Origin of the sequence: Catalinimonas alkaloidigena (assembly GCF_900100765.1) — a bacterium.
Taxonomy (GTDB): domain Bacteria; phylum Bacteroidota; class Bacteroidia; order Cytophagales; family Flexibacteraceae; genus Mooreia; species Mooreia alkaloidigena.
This window is the reverse complement of the sequence record NZ_FNFO01000013.1, coordinates 131,216-154,518: the sequence shown is the minus strand read 5'-3', so window position 1 is coordinate 154,518 and position 23,303 is coordinate 131,216. Positions and strand designations below refer to the sequence as shown.

General features: G+C 57.7%; 19 protein-coding genes. All 19 read left to right on the top strand.

Going from position 1 to position 23,303, the window contains the following annotated elements:
• Positions 1-27 precede the first annotated feature (27 nt).
• The 19 genes from BLR44_RS25470 (at position 28) to BLR44_RS25380 (ending at position 23,239) form a co-directional block, all read left to right on the top strand.
• Positions 28-1,182 (top strand): sensor histidine kinase, encoded by a 1,155-nt coding sequence (locus BLR44_RS25470; protein ID WP_089687629.1) that lies wholly within the window; start codon positions 28-30, stop codon positions 1,180-1,182.
• 423 nt (positions 1,183-1,605) lie between these two features.
• Positions 1,606-2,352 carry a hypothetical protein gene (locus tag BLR44_RS25465; protein ID WP_089687626.1) on the top strand — a complete coding sequence of 249 codons (747 nt, stop codon included), beginning with the start codon at positions 1,606-1,608 and terminating at the stop codon, positions 2,350-2,352.
• A gap of 288 nt (positions 2,353-2,640) precedes the next feature.
• Positions 2,641-3,273 carry a T9SS type B sorting domain-containing protein gene (locus BLR44_RS25460; RefSeq protein WP_089687623.1) on the top strand — a complete coding sequence of 211 codons (633 nt, stop codon included), beginning with the start codon at positions 2,641-2,643 and terminating at the stop codon, positions 3,271-3,273.
• Between the two features lie 443 nt (positions 3,274-3,716).
• Positions 3,717-5,051, top strand: coding sequence for an ATP-binding protein (locus BLR44_RS25455; RefSeq protein WP_089687621.1), 1,335 nt, complete (start codon positions 3,717-3,719; stop codon positions 5,049-5,051).
• A 1-nt stretch (position 5,052) separates the two neighbouring features.
• On the top strand, positions 5,053-6,315 hold the full coding sequence (locus BLR44_RS25450; RefSeq protein ID WP_089687619.1) for a tetratricopeptide repeat protein: 1,263 nt from the start codon (positions 5,053-5,055) through the stop codon (positions 6,313-6,315).
• A 2,207-nt stretch (positions 6,316-8,522) separates the two neighbouring features.
• Positions 8,523-9,308 carry a DeoR/GlpR family DNA-binding transcription regulator gene (locus tag BLR44_RS25445; RefSeq protein WP_089687614.1) on the top strand — a complete coding sequence of 262 codons (786 nt, stop codon included), beginning with the start codon at positions 8,523-8,525 and terminating at the stop codon, positions 9,306-9,308.
• 190 nt (positions 9,309-9,498) lie between these two features.
• Positions 9,499-10,161 (top strand): HAD family hydrolase, encoded by a 663-nt coding sequence (locus BLR44_RS25440; protein ID WP_089687611.1) that lies wholly within the window; start codon positions 9,499-9,501, stop codon positions 10,159-10,161.
• 586 nt (positions 10,162-10,747) lie between these two features.
• Positions 10,748-11,446 (top strand): GNAT family N-acetyltransferase, encoded by a 699-nt coding sequence (locus tag BLR44_RS25435; RefSeq protein WP_089687608.1) that lies wholly within the window; start codon positions 10,748-10,750, stop codon positions 11,444-11,446.
• A gap of 12 nt (positions 11,447-11,458) precedes the next feature.
• Positions 11,459-12,064, top strand: coding sequence for an arsinothricin resistance N-acetyltransferase ArsN1 family B (locus BLR44_RS25430; RefSeq protein WP_089687605.1), 606 nt, complete (start codon positions 11,459-11,461; stop codon positions 12,062-12,064).
• 11 nt (positions 12,065-12,075) lie between these two features.
• Positions 12,076-13,314, top strand: coding sequence for an argininosuccinate synthase (locus tag BLR44_RS25425; protein ID WP_089687601.1), 1,239 nt, complete (start codon positions 12,076-12,078; stop codon positions 13,312-13,314).
• Positions 13,311-14,282, top strand: a complete 972-nt coding sequence (gene argC, locus BLR44_RS25420; RefSeq protein WP_089687598.1) for an N-acetyl-gamma-glutamyl-phosphate reductase — start codon at positions 13,311-13,313, stop codon at positions 14,280-14,282. Before BLR44_RS25425 ends, argC begins: the two co-directional genes overlap by 4 nt.
• Before the next feature lie 120 nt (positions 14,283-14,402).
• The gene (locus tag BLR44_RS25415; RefSeq protein WP_245706171.1) at positions 14,403-14,786 is read left to right on the top strand and encodes a four helix bundle protein; all 384 of its coding nucleotides are present in this window, start codon (positions 14,403-14,405) and stop codon (positions 14,784-14,786) included.
• Positions 14,787-14,837: 51 nt separating this feature from the next.
• The gene (locus BLR44_RS25410) at positions 14,838-15,977 is read left to right on the top strand and encodes an aspartate aminotransferase family protein (RefSeq protein ID WP_089687595.1); all 1,140 of its coding nucleotides are present in this window, start codon (positions 14,838-14,840) and stop codon (positions 15,975-15,977) included.
• Complete coding sequence (locus BLR44_RS25405; protein WP_089687591.1) at positions 15,977-16,540, top strand: DJ-1/PfpI family protein; 564 nt, start codon at positions 15,977-15,979, stop codon at positions 16,538-16,540. Before BLR44_RS25410 ends, BLR44_RS25405 begins: the two co-directional genes overlap by 1 nt.
• 53 nt (positions 16,541-16,593) lie before the next feature.
• The gene (locus BLR44_RS25400) at positions 16,594-17,535 is read left to right on the top strand and encodes an N-acetylornithine carbamoyltransferase (RefSeq protein WP_089687588.1); all 942 of its coding nucleotides are present in this window, start codon (positions 16,594-16,596) and stop codon (positions 17,533-17,535) included.
• An 18-nt stretch (positions 17,536-17,553) separates the two neighbouring features.
• A complete protein-coding gene (argB, locus tag BLR44_RS25395; protein ID WP_089687585.1) occupies positions 17,554-18,333 on the top strand; it encodes an acetylglutamate kinase in 780 nt (259 codons plus the stop codon).
• Between the two features lie 107 nt (positions 18,334-18,440).
• Complete coding sequence (locus BLR44_RS25390; RefSeq protein ID WP_089687583.1) at positions 18,441-18,773, top strand: DMT family transporter; 333 nt, start codon at positions 18,441-18,443, stop codon at positions 18,771-18,773.
• Positions 18,774-18,986: 213 nt separating this feature from the next.
• Positions 18,987-20,243, top strand: a complete 1,257-nt coding sequence (locus BLR44_RS25385) for a TCR/Tet family MFS transporter (protein ID WP_089687581.1) — start codon at positions 18,987-18,989, stop codon at positions 20,241-20,243.
• A 176-nt stretch (positions 20,244-20,419) separates the two neighbouring features.
• Positions 20,420-23,239, top strand: coding sequence for a DUF4961 domain-containing protein (locus tag BLR44_RS25380; protein ID WP_089687577.1), 2,820 nt, complete (start codon positions 20,420-20,422; stop codon positions 23,237-23,239).
• Positions 23,240-23,303: the final 64 nt, after the last annotated feature.

Sequence of the window (23,303 nt, the reverse complement as noted above, 5' to 3'; positions counted from 1 at the left end):
ACTGTCCAAAAAACTTTTTACAGCTCCATGGTAAACATACTTCTGGTGGATGACCGACCAGAAAACCTGATCAGTCTGGAGACGCTTCTCAAAAAAGAGGACGAGAAGATTACCTATCTTTTTGCACATTCGGGCGAGGAGGCACTGAAGATCGCATTGAAAGAAGACCTGGCGCTCATTCTGCTGGACGTGCAAATGCCCGACATGAACGGCTTCGAAGTGGCGCGCTACCTGCGGAATATTTCCAGAACCCGCGACGTGCCCATCATCTTCGTGACGGCCATCGACCAGGACCTGTCGCACATGATCCGGGGTTTTGAGGCCGGGGCGGTCGACTTCCTCTTCAAGCCGCTTCATCCGTTCATCACCAAAGCCAAAGTCACGGCCTTCGTAGGATTTTACGAACAGAAGAAGGAACTGGAACGGGCCAATGCCCACGTCCACCAACTCAATCAGGACCTGGAAGCGCGCGTGGAGGAACGCACGCAGGAACTGACCAAGATCAACAACGACCTCGACAATTTCATCTATACCGCCTCGCACGACCTGAAAGCCCCCATCAACAACATTGAGGGGCTGCTGCAGGTGCTGGTGAAACGGCTGGCCCACGACCCGCACCAACAGGAACAGTTTCAGCCGCTGACGTCTGCCATGGCGCAGTCGGTCGAGCGCTTCAAACGGACGATCGACCAACTGACGGAAGTCTCGAAGCTGCAAAAACAGGGACTGGAACAGGAAACCCCGGTCGATCTGGCGGTGGTGCTGAACGAAGTATTGCTGGACCTGGACCCCATGGTGCAGGCCATCCACGCGCACATCCACCTCGATGTGCAAGAATGCCCTTCGATCCGCTTTTCGCCCAAAAACCTGCGCAGCATCGTTTACAACCTGATCTCCAATGCTTTAAAGTACCATTCGCCCGACCGGACGCCAGAAGTCTGGGTCAGTTGCCAGCACCAGGAACACGCATTGCAGTTCAGTGTGCAGGACAACGGACTCGGCATGGACCTGACGCAGGAACAGAAACTTTTCTCCATGTTCAAACGCCTCCACGACCACGTGGAAGGTTCGGGCATCGGGCTCTATATGGTCAAGAAGATCGTGGACAACGCCGGCGGCAACATCGGCGTGGAGAGCACCATAGGGCAGGGATCGGTCTTTACCGTGTCGTTGCCCCTCTAACTTCGCGCTTCTGCGCTATTCTGGCCGCGGCAAAAGGCCTTCTTTTAGCACACTTGCTACCGGACGCATCTACGCCCCTGGTGCCCCCTCCTCGCTCCGGCTTCTTTGCCAAGCGATTGAGCGCGACGCCTCTTTCTGGTCCTTTTTCGCGGGGCGGCTTTGCTGTAAGTCCTTATTGATCAACTTCTTTCTCGTTCCTGTTACCAGCACTACTGCAAAGCACCGGCGCCTCTTTGGCCAGGGCAAAAACGGGCCACTTCGCACGGCTTCATCGCTAAACAATAACGATGTATTGAAAAAAGGCACACCGCACGCGGCTGCAGAAATGTACTGGAAGTTGCCGGCCGCCGGATCAGGCTTTAGTTTTCTCTTCTAGAACGCATCTCTGCTGTCACGTTACTTTTTCGCTGGAACGCCTGTGTTATGAAAGCTACCTTTGCCCTGATCCTGTTGCTCGGGTCTCTCCACTGTTGGGGACAGTCCCGCTACCTCGTTGAGTCCCACTTGGGGTATACCTACCGCTACCACGATCGCCTCGATGCGCCTGCCGGCCTCTACGGGCAGATCCAACAGAAGCTGCACGCCACCGTAAGCGTCGGGCGGCGATGGAATGATTCTTTCTACTACGGCGTGGGCCTTGCGCACACGTTTTCGAAACAGGAGACCAATCCCACCCGCAGTGCTCCTGCGTTCAATCCCGCTCCCTACGGTTATTCTTCCTGGCAGGGCTACACGCATAGCACACTGACGCACAGCGAACTAACCCCGTTTGCCTTCGTGCAATACCTTACTACGCTTTCCGAGTGTTTTTCTGTGGTAATTGGCGGGCAGGCAGGCTACGTGTTCCAGCAACAGAAGTTAAGTTCCAATGCACGCAGTGCCGCTCTGCATTGGGTAGACAGCACCGGCACGTGGGCCTTCACCGACGGGGAATATTGGGTCGCTTCTCAAGCCAACCGATCACGCCAACAGGCCGTTCAGGTACGCGTTGTGCCCGCCTTGCGCTGTGATCTGGGCAAGCGCGCCGGCATTGCGCTCCAGTTTGCTTCCCTGGCGTACCGACACAAGCTTCGGGATTCGCGGGCGCAACACGTCGGACCAGCCTCGCACGAGTTTCAGTTAAACTTCAAGCCGGAAGTCTGGGAAGTCGGCGGATACGTGCGCTTCTGACGCTTCTTTTACGTTACGGTTCTCCCTTCAACAAATCCTTGCAAAACCCGCCCGGAACCTACTAGCACGCGGTCGTTTAGTAGCGCAAAACCCTACGCGTTGTTTTGCACGGCTAGGTCCGTCCGCTGCGGGTAAAAGCGCGTTTCTGTCGCGGCCACGCCCGATTTTGGTCAGACCTTACAAGCCTGGCTGATGGACCTGTTTCTCATTGCGCCGGGTTCATTACGCCCGCGTCGGCGCAATGCGATCCGCCGCTATTTTTGCGCTCAAATAACAATAAACAAACAAATGAAGCTTTTATTCAGTGCTCTGCTCCTTGCGCAGGTTTGCTGCTTTTCGGGTACGGTGCGTGCCACTTCTAACGACCACGTTGCAACGTCTCCTCAGGCGGTACTGACTCCGCTCGAAGCCCAGGAAGGCCGCTTCCGCCTGCGTTATGCCGCGACCGGCGATGCAGACCACGTTACGGTGCGGATTCTGGACGCCCAGGGTCAGGTCATTCGGCGGGATCAGACGCGCAACATCTCGTTTGCGCGCGTGTACAACTTCAGTGAGATGCCGTACGGTAGCTATACAGTACAGGTAACCACCCCGACCGGCACGCAGGAGTTTCCCGTAGCGCACCAGGCACCGACGCTTGCGCAGCCCCGCGTGGCACTCAAGGCGCTGTCAGACAAGCGCTACCAGGTTACGGTAAACGGCACTTCGTCGGCTCCTTTCGTGGTCCGGATCGTTGACCAGAACCAGCAATTGATTTCCATCGACGTGACCGACAAAAAATCGAGCTTCAGCCGCGTATACGACTTGTCGAAACTCGCGAATACCAACGTTGTATTCGAAGTAGGCGCTGGCTATAAACTCCTGGCCAACGTGAATGCCGCGGACGTCCCGATGCTCGCCGTCGAGGCCGATACCGAATAAACCCTCTCATCATCTATTCAGCACGAAGAGATTTCTGAAGCATCAGAAATCTCTTTTTTTTTGTAGCCTGTCCTTTGGCAAGTACGCACCACTCTACCTTGACGCCATCCGGTTCTAGTGGGTTAGCCCCAACAGGAAGCTATACAGGATACTTTCTGATGGCCTTTTCAAGTAACCCTTGAGGTAGAAGGGCCGCCCGGCAACCCGTTATTTCCTGCATGGGCACGGAACACCGAGGCTTGTTTTTTTCGGGTATGCAGTGCTGCCAAAGGCCTTACGACCGTAGCGGCTTTGTCGCTCAACCACTTCCCGACGCTCCTGCCTAGGGTGCGCGCTGATCGTGCGGTGCTCTCTTTCGTTTCTCGGAATTATAAATCGGACCTTACTTTTACTTCTTTATTCTACGTAAACCCGCTATTTTCCCCGCCCGAACCCGCTATCGCATGGACCAAATCACCCTTCTTCAGGAAGCCCTTCGCCTTTCACCCGACAACCTGCCGCTTCGTAAACACCTGGCAGCCACCCTGTTCGAAGCCGATCGTTACCGTGAAGCGGAAACCGAATACAGGGCGGTGCTGCAACGCGACTCCGACGATCGCGACGCGCAACTGGGCCTGGCGAAGACCTTCTGGCACCTGGGCAAGGCCTCGGAATCGTCGATTTTGCTGGAGACGCTGCTGGAGCGTCCGCCCGTTCCGGCCGAAGTGCATCTGTTCTACGCCCGCTTTCTGCACCATACGCAGCAGTACGCCGATGCGTACGACCACTACCAGACGGCCGTGCGTGCCGACAGTTCGCTGGCCGATCCACAACTGGCGAACGACCTGCGGCTGAAACTCCCCGCCGATCCGAACTTCCAGGCACGGAACCCGGCGGTTGAAACGCCCGGATCGGAGGAGACTTCGCACATCTCGACCGAACGCCCGAAACAGACGTTTGCCGACGTAGGCGGCATGGACGCCGTGAAGGAAGAAATCCGGCTGAAGATCATCTACCCGCTGCAACACGCCGAGATGTACCGCGCCTACGGCAAGAAAATCGGCGGCGGCATTCTGTTGTATGGCCCTCCCGGCTGCGGCAAAACGCACCTGGCCCGTGCCACGGCCGGGGAAGTCCAGGCGTCGTTTATCTCCGTTTCGCTCGACGACATCCTCGACATGTACATCGGCAACAGCGAGAAAAACCTGGCCGCCATTTTCGAACAGGCGCGACGGCAGAAACCCTGCGTGCTGTTTTTCGACGAGGTAGACGCGCTGGGCGCCAACCGGACCGACCTGCGCAAAAGCGGCAACCGAACGCTGATCAACCAGTTTCTGGCCGAACTCGACGGCATGGACTCCGACAACGACGGGCTGCTGATTCTGGGCGCGACCAATGCCCCCTGGCACCTCGACAACGCCTTCCGCCGGGCCGGGCGGTTCGACCGGGTGATCTTCGTCGCGCCCCCCGACGAGGCGGCGCGCGAAGCCATTCTGCAACTGCAATTGCAGGGCAAACCCATTGAAAAAATCGACTATACAAGCCTGGCCCGCCGCGCCACCGACTATTCCGGTGCGGACCTGAAAGCCATCGTGGACCTGGCTGTTGAGCAAAAGTTGCAGGAAGCACTACGAAAGGGCGTACCGCAACCGCTCACCACATCGGACCTGAAAGCCGCCCTCGGCAAACACAAGCCCACCACCCGCGAGTGGTTCGCCACCGCCAAAAATTACGCCCTCTACGCCAACGAGTCGGGGCTGTACGACGACATTTTGCACTACCTCAAGATCAAAAAATAAGATGGTTTTCGACCCCGCCGTGCAGCGTGCGCAGCTGCTGATTGAACAGAAACGGTTTGCGCAGGCCGAACAGACGCTCCGGTCCGTTCAGGCGCATTACCCGCAAGATGATTCCATCCACGCCCTGCTGGCCGTGTGCCAGCTGGAACAGGACCGTCTCTCTGACGCAGAACAGTCGGCACGGGAGGCGGTTCGTCTGCAGGCGGACGTGGCCTTTAACCACTACATTCTGGGATACACCCTGTGCCAACAGAAAAAGCTGGAAGAGGCCGAACGCGTGTCCCGCGAAGCCCTGCGCCTGGATAGCTCGGAAGCGCATCACTATGCTTTGCTGGCCCGCATCCGCATGCTGCAAAAAAAGTGGGAAGAAGCCCTCGAATTTGCGAACCAGGGCCTGGAACAAAGCGCGGAAGATACCACCTGCCTGAACCTGCGGGCCCAGTGCCTCACCAAACTAAACCGGAACGTAGAAGCCCGCCTCACCATCGAGGATGCCCTGGAGCAAGATCCGGAAGATGCCTTCACACACGCCAACACGGGCTGGTCGTTGCTGGAACAAGGCCACCACCGCGAAGCGGAGCGTCATTTTGGGGAAGCCCTGCGCCTCGATCCGTCGATGGAATTTGCTCGCGTGGGGCTTCTGGAGGCCCTGAAGGCCAGAAACTGGTACTATCGCTTGTTTGTGAAGTATTACTTCTGGCTCGGCAAGCAAAGTAGTCGCCTGCAGTGGGCGGTCATCATCGGGCTCTGGCTAATCATGCGCGTGGTGGATTCGTTAAAAGACTCCAATCCGGCGATTGCTCCGTACGCCACCGCAGTCTTGATTTTATACGGCATTTTCGTCATCACGACCTGGATCGCCACGCCGCTGTTCAATCTGTTTCTGCGGTTCACCAAGTATGGCAAACACGCGCTTTCCGAGCGCGAGATCCGCGGCACCAACTGGCTGGGCGGCATAATGCTGCTGTGCCTTGTGTCTTTCGTAGCTCACTGGTTCACCCAATGGGCCATTTTCGATTTCTTAACAGGCAGTTCGTTTCTCATGGTTATGGTAGTGGGCGTTTGGTTCCAGATCGACAAACACATGAAGGGGGCCAAGCTGATCCGGGGCATCGGCATTGCCATAGCCGTCATGCTGGTGCTCGACTTCCTGACGGGCTTCGGAATTTTCCCGTTCAATACAAAAATGACCTCCGACCTGGTGGTGTTCCTGCTGTATGCTTTTGTAATCTCGGTAAACTACTTCGCCATCCGCAATACGTAACGGACGGGGCAATGGCGTGATCGAGCGGTAGTACTTATTACCAGCTTCGGCTCACAGTACCTTCACCCGAATGCACCGCAAAAGGCCGCTCCCGCTAAATTGGATTTCTCTTCGAACAAGCCCTACCCTACGCTTTTCAGGCCGGGGTGGGGCTTTATAAAAATTCTAACGTACTGCACCTCAAGCACTTTGTATCGCGTAGAGAAAGCTGTATTTTGCCGTTAATCCCGTACCGTAATTCCCTCTTCTCGCGTGTTGCGTCTGCTCGTTTTCCTGTGTTACCTGATGGCTGCTCCCGGTGGGGCGCACGCTACCGGACAGGCATGTGCCCACGCCGCAACCGTACTGGGATCGGAGACGTTCACGCCTGGTGCCCCTGCTCATGTCGAGGCGACCGTGCAGGCTATGGCACCGGCACCTCCGCAGCGGGTTCTTTACTCCGCACAGCGCTGCCTGGGCAACCCCTCATCTGCCATAGTACAGGCCTCCGTGCGCCGCGGGGTACGACCTCCGTTGCGGGCCGGGCCACCATCCCTGCTTCATCGCATCTCCCCAGGAATCGTTACGACAACGGCCGTGGCACAAGCCCAATCCGACGTTTTTAACCCGTTACAGGCGTTAGAGACCTCGATTGGCGAAGCTGTGCCCTTCTCACAAGCCACTTTAGAAGACGTTTTCGTGCCATCAGAAGATTGGACAACCTCGTATTACGCTGTTCAATCTCTACCCTGCCCTAGCTGGACGCTTGGGTTAGACAGTCCGCTCCGCCCGTCAGCGACAAGGACTCGCGCACAAAATCAGGCCGAAGCTTCCTCCGATTTTCTTCCGATTTTTCTTACCGTAGATCCGGCTCACAACCCAGATCGCGCTGCGGTTGAGGACGCAACCCGCCCTTGCGCGGATGCGCAATCACGCCCGTTGCATCAGGTTCGCGAGGCCCTAAAGACCTCCAACGCACGACCCGAAAACCAACGCAGGAAGCGTACAGCTTACGCCTTAAACACCTCGCAAATGCATACTCCTGGCTCAGGAGTTACAAGCAGTCATGCAAAAAAGGCGGAAGGAATGCTAAGTACTCATTTGGTATTATTTCCAGAAACGTGGTCGATCAGAGCACAAATCGACAGACCCCATCTGCCTACCGCTTTGCCGGAAAATGCGAGTCATACTTCCGCTCTACTAATCGCTTCCAACCCGAGTGTATGCGCGCCGGATCTTCGTTGCATTACCGAACAGCCAACGCAGGGTGCTATCGACTCGTACGATCCTGTAGAGATTACCCCTCGGTCGCTACAGCGCCCGAACCTCAGAAAAGTACAAAGTGGGACAGTGGCACTAGCGGCAGTTTCGGCTTCCCCCGGCGAGTCATGTAGCGGTACTTTGGGATCTCATTTTGGGAGAGTCACTACCGTGCCGGTTGCTGCATCACGCCACCGCACAGGCCCAACCCTCACCTTGGCAACCGCCCAGGATTGCGCTGGCTCCTCACCCTTTTTTCTCCGTCGTATCCGTAAGACTGACTCGTATTCTCTTGCTGATAGCCGGTACACTTATCCACTTGTGTTGCAGCGTCAACGTACCTTCGCCTTTCGACATACAACCACCGGTGGGCCGATGGCGCTTTCGCTCCGGTACGGTTTGCTTCTTCAGTCGGGTGCATCACGACATCCCCAAGCTGTTACGTTTGCACTTCGGTGCCACGAGACTTCTCTACCTACAGTTCACGTCGATCACCGGACTGTTGTTTGACTTTTCTTTTGAGTCAGTTTCTCATTCTGCTCGTTAGACCCTTCACGATAGAATAGACCGGCGCCCGGATGAAAAGGCGAGCGGGCAGTTGCGCAACTGATTTCCTGCTAGAGAGACGGAGCAAGTACACACGTTTTTCTTTTGAAAACTTAACTGCTTCTTCCATATCGGAGGGGCAATGCAGGCTCCATTGCTTTCAAGCTCTTTCACGCCAGACTTGTGCGTCACAGTACGCTTCATTTGCCTGAGCTTTTTGCGCTCTTTGTTCGTCCTGTCGTTGGCTGACGTCAACCCATAGATCTTTTGGTTTGGGGGCATAGCACACAGCAACAAAACGACCTTTAGCATTACTAATTCATCAGTCCAGCGACAAGTCCTCTAGACAGTCCCAAATACATCAATCACTTTAAATCATAAATGATCAAAATTGATCATTTATGATTTGGTAGCTTTGCGGTATGACGCAGGAACAACGCTTTGAACTGATCTTCCATTACTTGGAAAAGCACGTCGATCTGTCCGTCGAGGACGCCTGTGATTTGTGCGACGCCTCCCCCGCCACCATCCGCCGTGATTTCACGCAGCTGGTGGATCAGGGTCGGGTGAAGAAGACCTGGGGGGGGATTACCGTCCGGCAGATGGCTACCCAAGCTTCGCCTATAGATCAGCTCCCGCCTGCGTATCGCCAGGTAGTGCTGCGTCATGAAAAACAACGGATCGCCCAACGGGCCGCAACGGAAGTAAACGATGGCGAGGTCGTGATGGTGGGCAGTGGCACCACCACGATGGAACTGGCCCCGCTCCTGGCCGACCGACCGATCCGCATCATCACCAATTCGCTGTTGTTCGCCCACCAATTGGACCAGCACCGCAGCCAGAAACGGGGGGCCGATGTGTTCCTGATCGGCGGCATGCTGCTGCCCGATTCCGGGGTGTTGATTGGCCCGCGTACCAACGAGGAACTGCGGGAGTATTACGCCGACCGGGCCTTCTTCTCAGCGGGTGGCGTGACGCCCGAACTGGTCACCTGTGCTCACCCCCTGATTGCCGAGACAGAACGCACGCTGATGGGACAATGCCGCCACGTTTCGCTGTTGGTCGACCACAGCAAAATGGGTCGCCGGGAGATGATGCGCCTGTGTCGCCCGGACGAGTTGCACCAGTTCATTACGGATAATCATCCTGACAGCAAAGCGCTTTGCGATGCGCTCACAGCCCAAAAAATTGACTGTCACTACGCATGATTAATTATGATCAAATTTGATTATAATTAATCAAAATGCTTTTACACTTATGCATTAGCCTTTTCTCGCAAGCAGAGTGGTCATAAGCCTCCTCTATTCCACGGATGCCTTTGCGCTGAACGTGTTTCTTCCTCTCCGGCCGATCCCGGCTTTGTAACTCTTCCCGGCAGCCCCCGTTTGCTATTGCTGTATGAAAGAATTTGCCGTCATTTTCGACATGGACGGAGTGCTGGTCGACAGCAATCCGATGCATAAAAAATCGATCCAAAAGTTTACCGAGAAGTACGGGCTGGAGCTCAGCGAACAAGAACTTCGCGAGAAGGTCTACGGACGCAACAACCGGGAGTGGATTCCCTACCTGTTTCACGACGAGGCAATGTCACCGGAACAAGTCAAACGCTACGCCGACGAGAAGGAATCGATGTTCCGGGATATGTACCGCGACACCATCGAACTGCTGCCCGGACTGCGCGGCTTTTTGAACGCGTTGCAGGCGACCCAGATCCCGTACGCCATCGCGACGTCGGCCCCGCGGGCGAACGTCGATTTCACGCTGGACGAAACCGGCACCACCCGTTACTTTACCACCATCCTGCACGAGGCACACTTCGATAAAGGCAAGCCCGATCCCGAAATTTACCTGAAGGCCGCGGCGGCCCTGCGGTTCGAGCCGGCCCGTTGCATTGTGTTCGAAGACTCGCTGGCGGGTGTGGAGTCGGGCCACCGGGCGGGGTGCCACGTGATCGGAATTACGACCACCCAAACGTCTGAAGAACTGCTCGCCAAAGGCGCCGTTGCCACGTATGCCGACTTCCGAGACGTGACGTTGACCGACTTGGAAAAGTACATCTGAGCGCAGGCCGCGTTTTGCGCGACAATACAGGAGATGGTGAGGGCGTTGCCCCATTCCGGAGCCGGATCGGGGAAGCTGCGTTCGGCGGCGCAATGTCTGCCAACAGGCGGCGCTGCCTTTCCTCCGCAGGTCTTTCCCGGCTGGGCATCACGCCATGCAATCACCCGGAACAGGTCCAGTGCCCGGTAGTATTTTTCCAGGAGGCCGCCGTGTTGTCACTTTTTACAAAATCGGCAACAAAATCCGCCCCGCGGCTCGTGAGCCGTAAGTCTCTTTGGGGTTCATGCCGGTGGTTTTTTGTTTGGAAACCCGTCTGAATCGGCTAATTTTCTTTCGTGGCTTCTGAAATTCTTCGGGGAACTATTTGGAAATTAATTTTATTTATCGTTTACATTTGCACCTCAATTTCGCTGACAGGCAAAATGAACATGACGCACCACGTCCGACCTTTTACTCCGGCAGTCTGCTTCCCAAGCAGGCCCCTTAGGGGTATCGTCATGTTCACGGCGTAGGTACGTCCTTTATCGCCTTCTCCTTTTTTTCTTCATCCTTCTTTTACAAGCACGTTTCAACTTCCTGAGAACCCATGGAAAAAATTGAGGTTCAGGTGGCGAATTCATCACATTTTCGCTACGCCGAAGAAATTTGTCAGCAAATGGAAGATGCCGCCCGCATTCGCGGTACGGGCATCGCCAAACGCCATCCAGAGTATGTCCGTCGGAAAATGGAGGAAGGCAAGGCCATCATCGCTCTGACCGAGCGGGGTCAGTTTGCCGGTTTCTGTTACATCGAAACGTGGAGCCACGGCCAGTTTGTGGCCAACTCCGGCCTGATCGTCGTGCCCGAATTCCGCAGCGGCGGCTTGGCCAAGCGGATCAAATCCAAAGCGTTTGAACTGACCCGGAAGAAGTACCCCGACGCCAAGCTGTTTGGCATCACCACGTCTTTGCCGGTCATGAAGATCAATTCCGAACTGGGCTACAAACCCGTGACGTTTTCGGAACTGACGACCGACGAGACGTTCTGGAACGGATGCCAGAGCTGTGTCAACTACGACATTCTGACCCGCACGAACCGCAAGAACTGCCTCTGCACCGGCATGTTATACGATCCGGCCGAGAAGAAGAAAGAGAAAGAACAGGGCACCGAGAAAAAAGGCTGGGACAAGAGCCTGAGCGTGTACGCGCGCTGGGTACGCTTCAAACAGCACGTACTGGGCCGTAGGCGCAAGAAAAACGCTCCGGTGATGGCCAGTGTGGTCGGTCTTGCAAAACTCTTCAGCTAACCCCCAACGCACATGGCAACGATCCGACTGGCCCGCCCGGACGATGCCGCAGCTCTTCGGGCCATTTACGCACCTTTTGTGGAAACGACCGCGACTTCGTTCGAGTGGGCTGTGCCCTCGGAAGCGGAGTTTGGGCAGCGCATAACCCGCACCCTGCCGAAGTACCCGTGGCTGGTCTTTGATGTCGACGGTACGGTGGCAGGCTATGCCTACGCGACGTCGCACCGACAGCGCACGGCCTACGACTGGTCCGTGGAGTCGTCAGTATACCTGGCGCCCACCTTTCACCGGCGGGGCATCGGGCAGGCGCTGTATACCTCCCTCCTGGCGTTGCTCACCCTGCAAGGCTTTCGCAACGTCTACGCGGGCATCACCCTGCCGAATCCGGCCAGCGAAGCCTTTCATCAGGCCTTTGGTTTTGAACCCATCGGGCTATATCGCGACATAGGCTATAAATTTGGGGCCTGGCACAGCGTCGCGTGGTTCCAGTTGTCGCTCCCCAACGCCCGAACGGGAGAGATCAGCCCCCCGCGTTCCCTGGCGGACGTGCTGCGACAACCCGCGGGGCAAGAGGCGCTACAGGCCGGACTTTCGAAATTGAAATTTATTAACCCATAATCCCTACCTCCTTGAAAGATAAAGTAGTACTCGCCTTTTCGGGCGGCCTCGACACGACCTACTGCGCCGTGTACCTCGCCGAAACCAAAGGCCTGGATGTGTACACCGCCCTGGTGCAAACCGGTGGTTTTTCCGACGAAGAACTGGCCGAAGTAGCCCGCCGTGCCGAACGGTTGCAGGTCACCAAGCACGTCACGCTCGACGAAACCGAGAATTACTACCAGAATTGCATTCGCTACCTGATTTTCGGGAACATCCTCCGGAACCAGACCTACCCCTTGTCGGTAAGTTCGGAGCGGATGTTTCAGGCGCTGGCCACCGTACGCTATGCGCAGGAAATCGGCGCGAAGTACATTGCCCACGGCAGCACCGGCGCGGGCAACGACCAGGTGCGTTTCGACCTGGCGATCCAGATTCTGGCTCCTGAACTGGAGATCCTCACGCCCATCCGCGACCTGCAACTTTCGCGCGAAGCGGAAATCGACTTCCTGAAAGAACACGGTGTAGAAGGCAACTGGGAAAAAGCCGCCTACTCGATCAACAAAGGCCTATGGGGCACCAGCGTCGGCGGACGCGAAACCCTCACTTCTCACAGCACGCTGCCCAACGAAGCGTACCCCAGTCAGTTGCAGGGCCAGGGCGAGCAGACCATCACGCTGCATTTCGAACAGGGCGAACTGCGAGGCCTGAACGGCAAAACGTACGACCATCCGGTAGACGCCATCCGCGAGGTGGAACGTCTCGGAGCGCTCTACGCCGTCGGGCGCGACATCCACGTCGGCGACACGATCATCGGCATCAAGGGCCGGGTCGGGTTCGAAGCGGCCGCTTCGCTGATCCTGATCAAAGCCCACCACGTCCTCGAAAAGCACGTGCTGACCAAGTGGCAACTCTACTGGAAGGAGCAACTGGGCAACTGGTACGGCATGCTCCTGCACGAAGCCCAATACCTGGAGCCGGTGATGCGCAACATCGAGACGTTCCTGGCTGATACGCAAAAGAACGTGACGGGACAGGTCCACGTCCGCCTGTCGCCCTACCGCTTCGAGGTGCTCGGCATCGAATCCGACCACGACCTGATGAACGCCAAATTCGGCTCGTACGGCGAGATGAACCGCGCCTGGACCGGCGAAGACGTCAAAGGCTTTACGAAGGTGATGGGCAACGCCCTGAAAATCTATTACGCAGTGAACGAAGACGAGAAAGTCGCGCCGGGTTCACTCACCCAGTCAACCGACGCCCAATCATGAGTATTCACGTAGGCATCATCGGCGGGGCAGGCTACACGGCAGGCGAATTACTGCGCCTGCTGCTGTTCCATCCCGACGTCGAACTCAAATTTGTCCACAGTCAGAGCCAGGCGGGCAAGCCGCTGCACAGCACCCACCAGGATCTGCTGGGCGAGACGGACCTCCTCTTTACCGACGCGCTGGACTTCGACGGCATCGACGTGTTGTTCCTCTGCGTCGGACACGGCGCGGCAGCCACGTTCCTGGAGGCCCACCCCGTCCCCGATTCCGTGAAAATCATTGACCTGAGCCAGGACTTCCGCCTGAAACGCGAAGGAAACAACTATGTCTACGGACTACCGGAACTGAACCGAGAAGCGATCCGCACGGCCCAGCACGTGGCTAACCCGGGCTGTTTCGCAACCTGCATTCAACTGGCACTGTTGCCGCTGGCGGCCGCCGGCCAATTGCACGACGACGTCCACATCAACGCGGTGACGGGCTCGACCGGGGCCGGGCAAGCGCCGAGTGCCACAACACACTTCAGCTGGCGCAGCAACAACGTGTCGGTCTACAAAGCCTTCAACCACCAGCACCTGGGCGAGATCGGGCAGTCGCTCCACCAGTTGCAACCCGACTTCGCCCACAAGCTGCACTTCATTCCGGTGCGGGGCAACTTCACGCGGGGCATCCTGGCGACGGCCTACACGCCGTTTGCCGGTTCGCTGGACGAAGCCAAAGCGCTCTACCAGGACTATTACGCGCCACATCCGTTCGTGTACCTGTCGGACAGCAATCCGGCTCTGAAACAGGTGGTGGGCACCAACAAGGGAATCGTTTACCTAGAAAAGCACGACGACCAGTTGCTGATCATCAGCATGATTGACAACCTCCTGAAAGGCGCGTCCGGGCAGGCGGTGCAAAACATGAACCTGATGTTCGGTCGGGAAGAAAAAGCGGGCCTGACGCTGAAGGCGCTGGCGTTTTAAGTTTAGCGCTAAAAGCTTAAGGCTTAGAGCGGCTGACGCACCCAAACTAAGGCAGTATATTGGAGTGAAAAGCTTAAGGCTAAATGAGACTAGTTCACCCAAAGGCTCTGGTGGCTTAGTATGGTACTCATCGAAAAAGCTATTATGCAGGACTTTCGGAAACTAATGGTTTGGCAGAAAGCGCATCAGTTGGTGCTGGAGGTCTACCGGGTCAGCAACAGGTTTCCCAAAGAGGAAGTCTACGGCCTTACCAATCAACTTCGTCGCGCGTCGGTTTCGATTCCGGCTAATATTGCAGAAGGCTGTGGTAAATACTCAGACAAAGACATTGCTAACTACTTTCAGATATCACTCGGTTCGCTCCATGAAACAGAGTATTATTTCCTTTTATGCAAAGAGCTTGGGTATCTCACACCAGAAGAACATGCTTCTTTGCAAGCTGTCCTTCAAGCAATCAAGGCGATGCTGATTCGGCTCATTCAGAAAGTGCGTCAGGCATCTTAAACTTTCAACAGTCAACTCTTTAAGCCTTAAGCTTTAAACACTAAACTTCTCATGAAAACCTTCGACGTATATCCCCTTTACAACATTGAGCCCGTGCGGGCAGAGGGCTGTTACCTCTGGGATGCCCAGGGCACCCGGTACCTCGACCTCTACGGCGGCCATGCCGTGATTTCCATCGGCCACTGCCATCCGCATTATGCAGAAAAAGTCAGCCAGCAGGTCCACACCATCGGCTTTTATTCCAACTCCGTGCAGAACGGGTTGCAGGAAGCCCTGGCCGAGAAACTGGGCCGCCTGTCGGGCTACGATGACTACGCGCTGTTTCTGTGCAACTCCGGCGCGGAAGCCAACGAGAACGCCCTGAAGCTGGCGTCGTTCCATACCGGTCGTAAGCGGATTGTGGCGCTGAAGAAGGCCTTCCACGGACGGACCTCCGCAGCGGTGGCGGCGACGGACAATCCCAAGATCGTCGCGCCAGTCAATGCCGGGCACGAGGTGACCTTCATTCCCTTCAACGATGTGGATGCGCTGGAAACCGAACTGCGGAAAGGCGACGTCTGTGCGCTGATCGTGGAGGGCATCCAGGGCGTCGGCGGCGTCCACATCCCGACCCCGGCATTCTGGCAACGCGCGGCGGAACTTTGTAAAGAGACGGGGACGGTCCTGATTGCGGACGAAATTCAGTCGGGCTACGGACGGAGTGGGAAGTTCTTCGCGCATCAGTACGCCGACATACAGCCGGATCTGATCACCGTCGCGAAAGGCATGGGCAACGGCTTCCCGATCGGGGGCGTGCTCGTGGCGCCGCACCTGAAGCCCGTGCACGGCATGCTGGGTACGACGTTCGGTGGGAACCACCTCGCCTGCGCGGCGGGGCTGGCCGTGCTCGATGTGCTGGAAGACGAAGGCCTGGTCGCCAAGGCGGCGGAACTGGGCGCGTACTGGATGGACCAACTGCGCGGCCTGGACGGTGTGAAGGAAGTACGCGGCCAAGGCCTGATGATCGGGCTGGAGTTCGACTTCCCCGTGGCGGCGCTGCGCAAAAGCCTCCTGTTCGACTACCAACTGTTCACGGGCGCGTCGGGCACGAACATCATCCGTCTGCTGCCGCCGCTGAACCTGACGCAGGAACAGGCCGATCTGTTCACCGAAAAACTGGAACAGGTGCTGTCCCAGGTGGCCGCTTCCTGATGCGCGTCGCGTTCATCCTCTTCCCGGACATTACCCTCCTCGACTTCGTGGGCGTGTACGATCCGCTCACGCGGTTGAGGAGCAACGGCTTTCTGCCCGATTTCGCGTGGGAGACGTGCGCCTACACCACGCCAATTCAGGATGGGTTCGGGCTGACCCTCGTGCCGCAGCGGGTACAACCCGACCTGCACTTGTACGACGCGGTGATTGTGCCGGGCGGGTACGGAACCCGGCCGCTCGTGCACGACGAAGGGTTTGTGCACTGGCTACGCACGGCCGCGACGGTGCCGCTCAAAATTTCTGTCTGCACGGGCAGTCTGCTGCTCGGAGCCGCCGGTTTGCTGCGCAACCGCCGCGCCACCTGCAATCCCCACGAGTATCAGACGCTGGCTCCGTTTTGCCGGGAAGTCGTTGAGGAACGCATCGTCGAAGACGGCGACGTGATCACCGCCGGGGCCGTGGCCGCCTCGCTCGACCTGGGCCTTTTCCTCTGTGAACGCTGGGCCGGACGCGAGGCCGCGCAGAAAATCAAACAGCAAATGTCCTATTCCGGCCGGGAATGACCCTCCTGTTTTCGGAAGTGTCCTAACTTCGCACCCTCGCAAGTCCTTTTTTCATGCAACATTTTCTCTCCGTCCACGACACGGACAACCTTTCTTCTCTGGTCGCCGAAGCCCGCCAGCTCAAATCCGCGGGCGTGCCCAAAATCGGCCAGGACAAAACCCTGGGGCTGATTTTCTTCAACCCCAGCCTCCGCACCCGGCTCAGCACGCAGGTAGCGGCGCAAAAGCTCGGCATGTCGGTGGTCGTGATGAACGTCGACAAAGACGGCTGGAAGCTGGAAACGGCCGAAGGCGTGGTGATGGACGGCGATACGGCCGAACACATCAAAGACGCCGCCGCCGTGATGGGGCAATACTGCGATGTCCTCGGCGTGCGCGCCTTCCCGACCCTGAAAAACCGCGCGGAAGACTACAGCGATCGGATTCTTCATTCGTTCGTGCGCTACGCCGGGCGGCCCATCGTCAGCCTTGAATCGGCCATCCGCCACCCGTTGCAGTCGCTCGCCGACCTGATCACCATTGAGGAGCACAAGACCGTGGCGCGCCCCAAAGTGGTGCTGACCTGGGCCCCACACCCCCGCGCCCTGCCACAGGCCGTGCCCAACTCGTTTGTGGAGTGGATGAAAGAGGCCGATGTCGATCTGGTGGTGACCCATCCCCAGGGCTACGAACTGTCGGAAGATTTCACGAAAGGCGTTACCATCGAACACGACCAGAACCGGGCGTTTGCCGGAGCCGATTTTATCTACGCCAAAAACTGGTCGTCGTACCAGGACTACGGGCAGATCCTGAGCCGCGATCCGTCCTGGACCGTAACGGCCGAAAAAATGGCCCTGACCAACCAGGCGAAGTTCATGCACTGCCTTCCCGTCCGTCGTAACGTGATCGTCACCGACGCCGTGCTGGACAGTCCGCAGTCGCTCATCCTGCCCGAAGCTGAAAACCGCACCTGGTCGGCCACCGTGGTATTGAAGCGGTTGCTGGAATCCCTGTAAGTCCTAAAACCTCATCCTTTGGAACCTCTTCTTCTTGCCAAAGTCGGTGGAAAAGTCGTGGAAGAGCCGGACGCTCTTCAGGAACTCATCGCCCACTTTGCCGCCATTCCCGGGAAAAAAGTCCTCGTCCACGGCGGGGGACGCACCGCAACCGACGTGGCGGGTCGCCTCGGCCTGGAAAGCCGCATGGTGCAGGGTCGCCGCATCACCGATGCCGACACGCTCGACGTCATCACGATGGTCTACGGCGGGCTGATCAGCCGTAAAGTCGTGGCACAGTTGCAGGCGGCGGGTGTCAACGCCGTCGGATTGACCGGAGCCGACCTGAACCTGATCCGCGCCCGGAAACGGCCCGTCGGTGAGATCGACTGGGGCTTTGTCGGCGACGTGGAAAGTGTAAATGGCGACGGCCTGCACGCGCTGCTCGAGACCGGAGCGGTCCCGGTCTTCGCGGCCATCACGCACGACGGCCACGGGCAACTGTTCAACACCAACGCCGACACCATCGCCGCCGAACTGGCCGCCGCCTTGTCCGCGTACTACGACGTGACGCTGGCCTACTGCTTCGAACACCCCGGCGTGATGCGCGATTTAAACGATCCGAATTCCCTGGTCGCGGAGCTGACGTCTGCCCGGTATCGTACGCTCAAAGACGACGGCACCATCAAAGAAGGCATGCTTCCCAAGCTGGACAACGGCTTCCGGGCTTTGGCGAAAGGCGCACAGCACGTCGTCGTTTGCAAATCGGACCAGTTGCAATTCCAGCAACCACAGGGGACGTGGCTGACGGAGGCATAGCGGGGTTGTTCCGGTCCTACGCTGACTGAGTTCCGGCTGATCATCGGTTCAGCAAGCACCTTCCGCAGTACAGCGTACAGTCCGATCAGGTTAACGAAACGAGCACGATGAAGCCTTATTTGTTTTTGCTTCTGGCCATTGCGTTTGAAATCATGGGCACGACCTACCTAAAGAAGTCAGAGGGGTTTAGCCAATGGGGTGCCTCCGTCGTTACGGTGATCAGTTACCTGTTTTCATTCTACTTTTTAAGCTTAACCCTGAAAGTGGTCCCGATCGGCGTAGCCTACGCCATTTGGTCAGGCGTCGGGATTATCGCCATTACCCTACTGGGAATCGTCTTTTTCAAACAAAAACCCGACTTACCCGCCATCATCGGCATAGGGTTGATCATGCTGGGTGTCGTCATTATTAATTTATTTTCAAAGATGAATTCTCACTAAACCCCTGGGCTTTTCTTGCGTAGCTAGTTTCGTTTACTTTATTTATCATAACTTTAAATATTTATAGCACGAGTGCCTTCATTTTCGCACTTCAGGCGCCTCTTCCCGCCTTTCAAGTTCTCCTTATCAGTGTTCAGTATTTCTTCATCTGGAGCGCGCGGAAATTCCTAGCCAGTTCTCGACCTTTGCGCCCGACTCTTTCTCCCCTACGCTATGTCTTCTCCTTCCCATCAGGCCGAGCCACGTAAAGCTGCCCTCGGTTTCATCTTCGTGACGTTGCTGATCGACGTGATCGGGCTGGGCATCATCGCGCCGGTGCTGCCGACCTTGATTACCGAACTGATTCACGATGACCTGAGTCAGGCCGCGACCTACGGGGGGTGGCTCCTGTTCGCCTACGCCTTCATGCAGTTTCTCTGCGCCCCGGTGGTGGGTGGGCTGAGCGACCGCTACGGACGGCGGCCCGTGCTGCTGGCTTCGCTGTTCGGCTTCGGTGTCGACTACCTGTTTCTGGCCTTTGCCCCGACCATCGGCTGGCTGTTCATCGGGCGCATCGTGGCGGGCGTGATGGGCGCAAGTTTCACCACGGCCTCGGCGTACATCGCCGACGTGAGTCCACCGGAAAAGCGGGCGCAGAACTTCGGGATGATCGGCGCGGCCTTCGGCGTGGGGTTTGTCATCGGGCCGGTGCTGGGCGGTGTGCTCGGCCAGTACGGCTCGCGCATTCCGTTTCTGGCGGCGGCGGGGCTGACGTTCCTCAACTTCCTCTACGGCTATTTCATCCTCCCCGAATCGCTGACGGCAGAAAACCGGCGGGCGTTCCGTTGGAAACGGGCCAACCCGATCGGCTCGCTGCAACAGGCGCGGCGCTATCCGGTGCTGATGGGCCTGCTGGCGTCGCTGGTGTTGATCTACCTGGCGGCCCACGCCCCGCAAAGCACGTGGTCGTATTTCACGATGGAGCGGTTCGGCTGGAGCGAAGCGCAGGTCGGTTTTTCGCTGGGAGCACTGGGGCTGCTGGTCGGGGTGGTGCAGGGCTTTCTGACCCGCTTTACCATCCCGAAGCTGGGCATGAAACGCTCCATCTTTGTGGGTTTTGCATTTTACATGCTGGGTTTCCTCCTGTTCTCCTTCGCCACGCAGGGCTGGCAGATGTACATTTTCCTGGTGCCGTACGCGCTGGGCGGCATTTCCGGTCCGGCGTTGCAGGGGCTGTTATCCACGCAGGTGCCCGCCAACGAACAGGGCGAATTGCAAGGGGCACTCACCAGCCTGATCAGCGTCACGAGCATCCTCGGCCCACCGCTCATGACCAACCTGTTTGCCTATTTCACGGGCGATCAGGCCCCGTTTTATTTTCCAGGCGCGCCTTTTCTGATGGGTGCCGTGCTGATCGTGCTGAGCATTGTGCTGGCCGTTGCCCCCCTACGGCGCTTGCAGGAACCAGCGAAACAAGAACAGGCCGCCTAGCTCCCGCGCCTTCAGGCATACGGCAGGTGCGCTTTTCTCCTTACGTTTTGCGTCTTCTATATTTATCATAACGTAACTTCTTTATACATCACTGTGTGGCTCTTTTTAGATGCGCAAAGGATTGTCTTCTTCTTTGAATCTTCTACCTTTAGCGCTCACCCTTCCCTTCCATCGCCATGCTTCCACCACGCCTCCTTCGTTTTGCCTGCTGGGCCGTGCTGCTGTTGTGGTCGGCCGGATCGCTCCGCGCACAGGTCACCTCCGATCCAGCCTTTCCGACGGCCGATGCGCCGGTCACAATCCTTTACGACGCAACGCAGGGCACTAGCGGTCTGGTCGGAGCCACTAAAGTCTACATGCATGCCGGGGCCGGAACGCAGGAAAACGGCGCCGGGGCCGGGTACGATTTCCAGCCCGAGGGACAGGCCTGGGGACAGGACAACGGGGTGGGGCTGATGACGCAGGACGCGGAAAACCCCAACCTGTGGCGTATTACGATTACGCCGCGTACGTATTTCGGGGTGCCGGACAGCACGCGCATCTGGAAACTGGGGCTGGTGTTCCGCAATGCCGACGGCTCGAAAGAAGGCAAAGATCCCAACAACCAGAACATCTACCTGACGATCTACGACACGGAACTGTCGGTGCAGTTCGAGAGCCCCACCGCCGAGCTGGTGCTGCCGGAAGCGGGCAGTACGTTGCCCATTTCGGTGGTGAGTTCGGAATCGGCGCAACTGACGCTGTACCAGAACGAAACGCAACTGGCGCAAACCACCGGCACCGCGCTCACCTACGAGCTATCGGTGGGTGCATCGGGCGAAGGCTGGATCAAAGTCGTGGGCCAGACCGCGACCGCCACGCAGGCCGATTCGTTTCGGTACGTGGTGCGGGCGGCGACCGTGGTGGCTCCCCTCCCCGAAGGCGTGGTCGACGGCATCAACTACCGAAGCACTACGTCAGTGGTGCTGTCGCTGTACGCCCCGGAAAAATCGTTTGCGTACCTGCTCAGCGACCTCTCCGACTGGCAGATTTCCATTGACTATGCACTGAACCAGACGCCCGGCGGTGACCACTTCTGGATTCAACTGGACGACCTCACACCGGGGCAGGAATACGGCTTTCAGTATTTTGTGGACGGTGCCGTGCGGGTGGGCGACCCCTACGCCGAAAAGATTCTGGACGAGGCCAACGATCCCTTCATTCCGGCCGAAACCTACCCGAACCTGAAGCCTTACCCGACGGGCCAGACGACCGGCACGGTGGCGGTGTTTCAGACCGATGCCCCCGCTTACGCCTGGCAAACGACGGACTTCGTGCGGCCGGAAGCAGACGATCTGGTGATTTATGAATTGCTGGTGCGCGATTTTGTGGATGCCCACGATTACCGGACGATCATCGATTCGCTCTCGTACCTGAAAACCCTGGGCATCAACGCCCTAGAACTGATGCCCGTGCAGGAATTCGCAGGGAACCTGAGCTGGGGCTACAACCCGATCTATTACTTCGCGCCGGACAAATACTACGGCGCCAAAAACGACCTCAAGGCGCTGATCGACTCCGCCCACGCGCAGGGCATGGCGGTGATTCTGGACCTGGTCCTGAACCACGCCGACTACGAAAACCCGTTCGTGAAGCTTTACTGGGACGGCACGAGGCCCGCCGCCAATAATCCGTGGCTCAACCCGGAAGCGACCCACCCCTTCTCCGTCTTTTTCGACTTCAACCACGAAAGCGTGGCGACGCAGGCGTTCGTCGACCGCGTCAATGCGTTCTGGCTGGAAGAGTACCACGTAGACGGCTTCCGGTATGACCTGAGTAAAGGCTTTACGCAACGGCAAACTTCGGATGTGGACGCCTGGAGTCAGTACGATGCCTCGCGCGTGGCGATTCTGGAGCGGATGTACGACCAGCTCCGGACGGTCGATGCGAGCGCCTACGTCATCCTGGAACACTTCGGTTCGCCACAGGAGGAACAGGAATTGGGTGCCTACGGCATGATGCTGTGGAACAAGATGACCGATCCGTACAACCAGAATACGATGGGCTACGTCGAAAACGCGAGCTTGGCGGGCGCGTCGTACCTGACTCACGGCTGGACCGACCCCGATGGCGTCACGTTCATGGAAAGCCACGACGAAGAGCGGCTGATGTTCAAAAATTTGGCGTACGGCAACGCCAGCGGCGACTACAACGTGAAAGACCTTCCCACCGCCCTCGACCGCGTCAAAGCGGCGGCGGTCTTTTTCTTCCCGATTCCCGGCCCGAAAATGGTGTGGCAGTTCGGTGAACTCGGCTACGAGTATTCGATCAATGCTTGTGAGGACGGTTCGATCAACAACGGATGCCGCACCAATCCGAAACCCATCCGGTGGGATTACCTGCAGGAGCCGGAGCGCTACGAGCTGTACCAGACCTTCGCGGCGCTGATCGATCTGAAAACCCACTATTCCGTCTTTTCTACGGACGATTTCACCTTGGTGGAAGACGGCCTCAAGAAACGCCTCCACCTGAGCGATTCGACAATGCACGTCACCATCGTGGGCAACTTCGACGTGACGACGGCTGAACTCAGCCCGGCTTTTCAGCAAACCGGCACGTGGTACGATTTCTTCGCGGCCGACAGCATCACGGTTACCGACACGGCCGCCGCGCTCACCCTCCGCCCCGGCGAGTTCAAACTCTACACGTCCGAAAAACTGCCGGCGCCGCCCGCCGGTCTCGCGCCTTATGGCCCCGTGACCGCCACCCCGGGCTCCCTTGCACAGGGTGCTCCGCTCCGCCTCTACCCGAATCCCAGCGCCGGACAACTCACCGTGGAGGCCGCACAGGCCCTGACGCACCTCACGGTTCGCGACGTGCTGGGACGGGTCGTGCAGGAACAGGACGTCACCGGTTCGCAGGTTTCGCTCCAGGTCGGTTCCCTGCCGTCCGGCCTCTACATTGTGGAAGCGACGACCCGTCAGGGAAAGCACATCGCACGCTTTGTAAAACAGTAAGACATGTGCTCCCGTTGTCCCTTCGAACGCATCGTCGTGAGAAATCTTCTCGCGATGTAAGGCT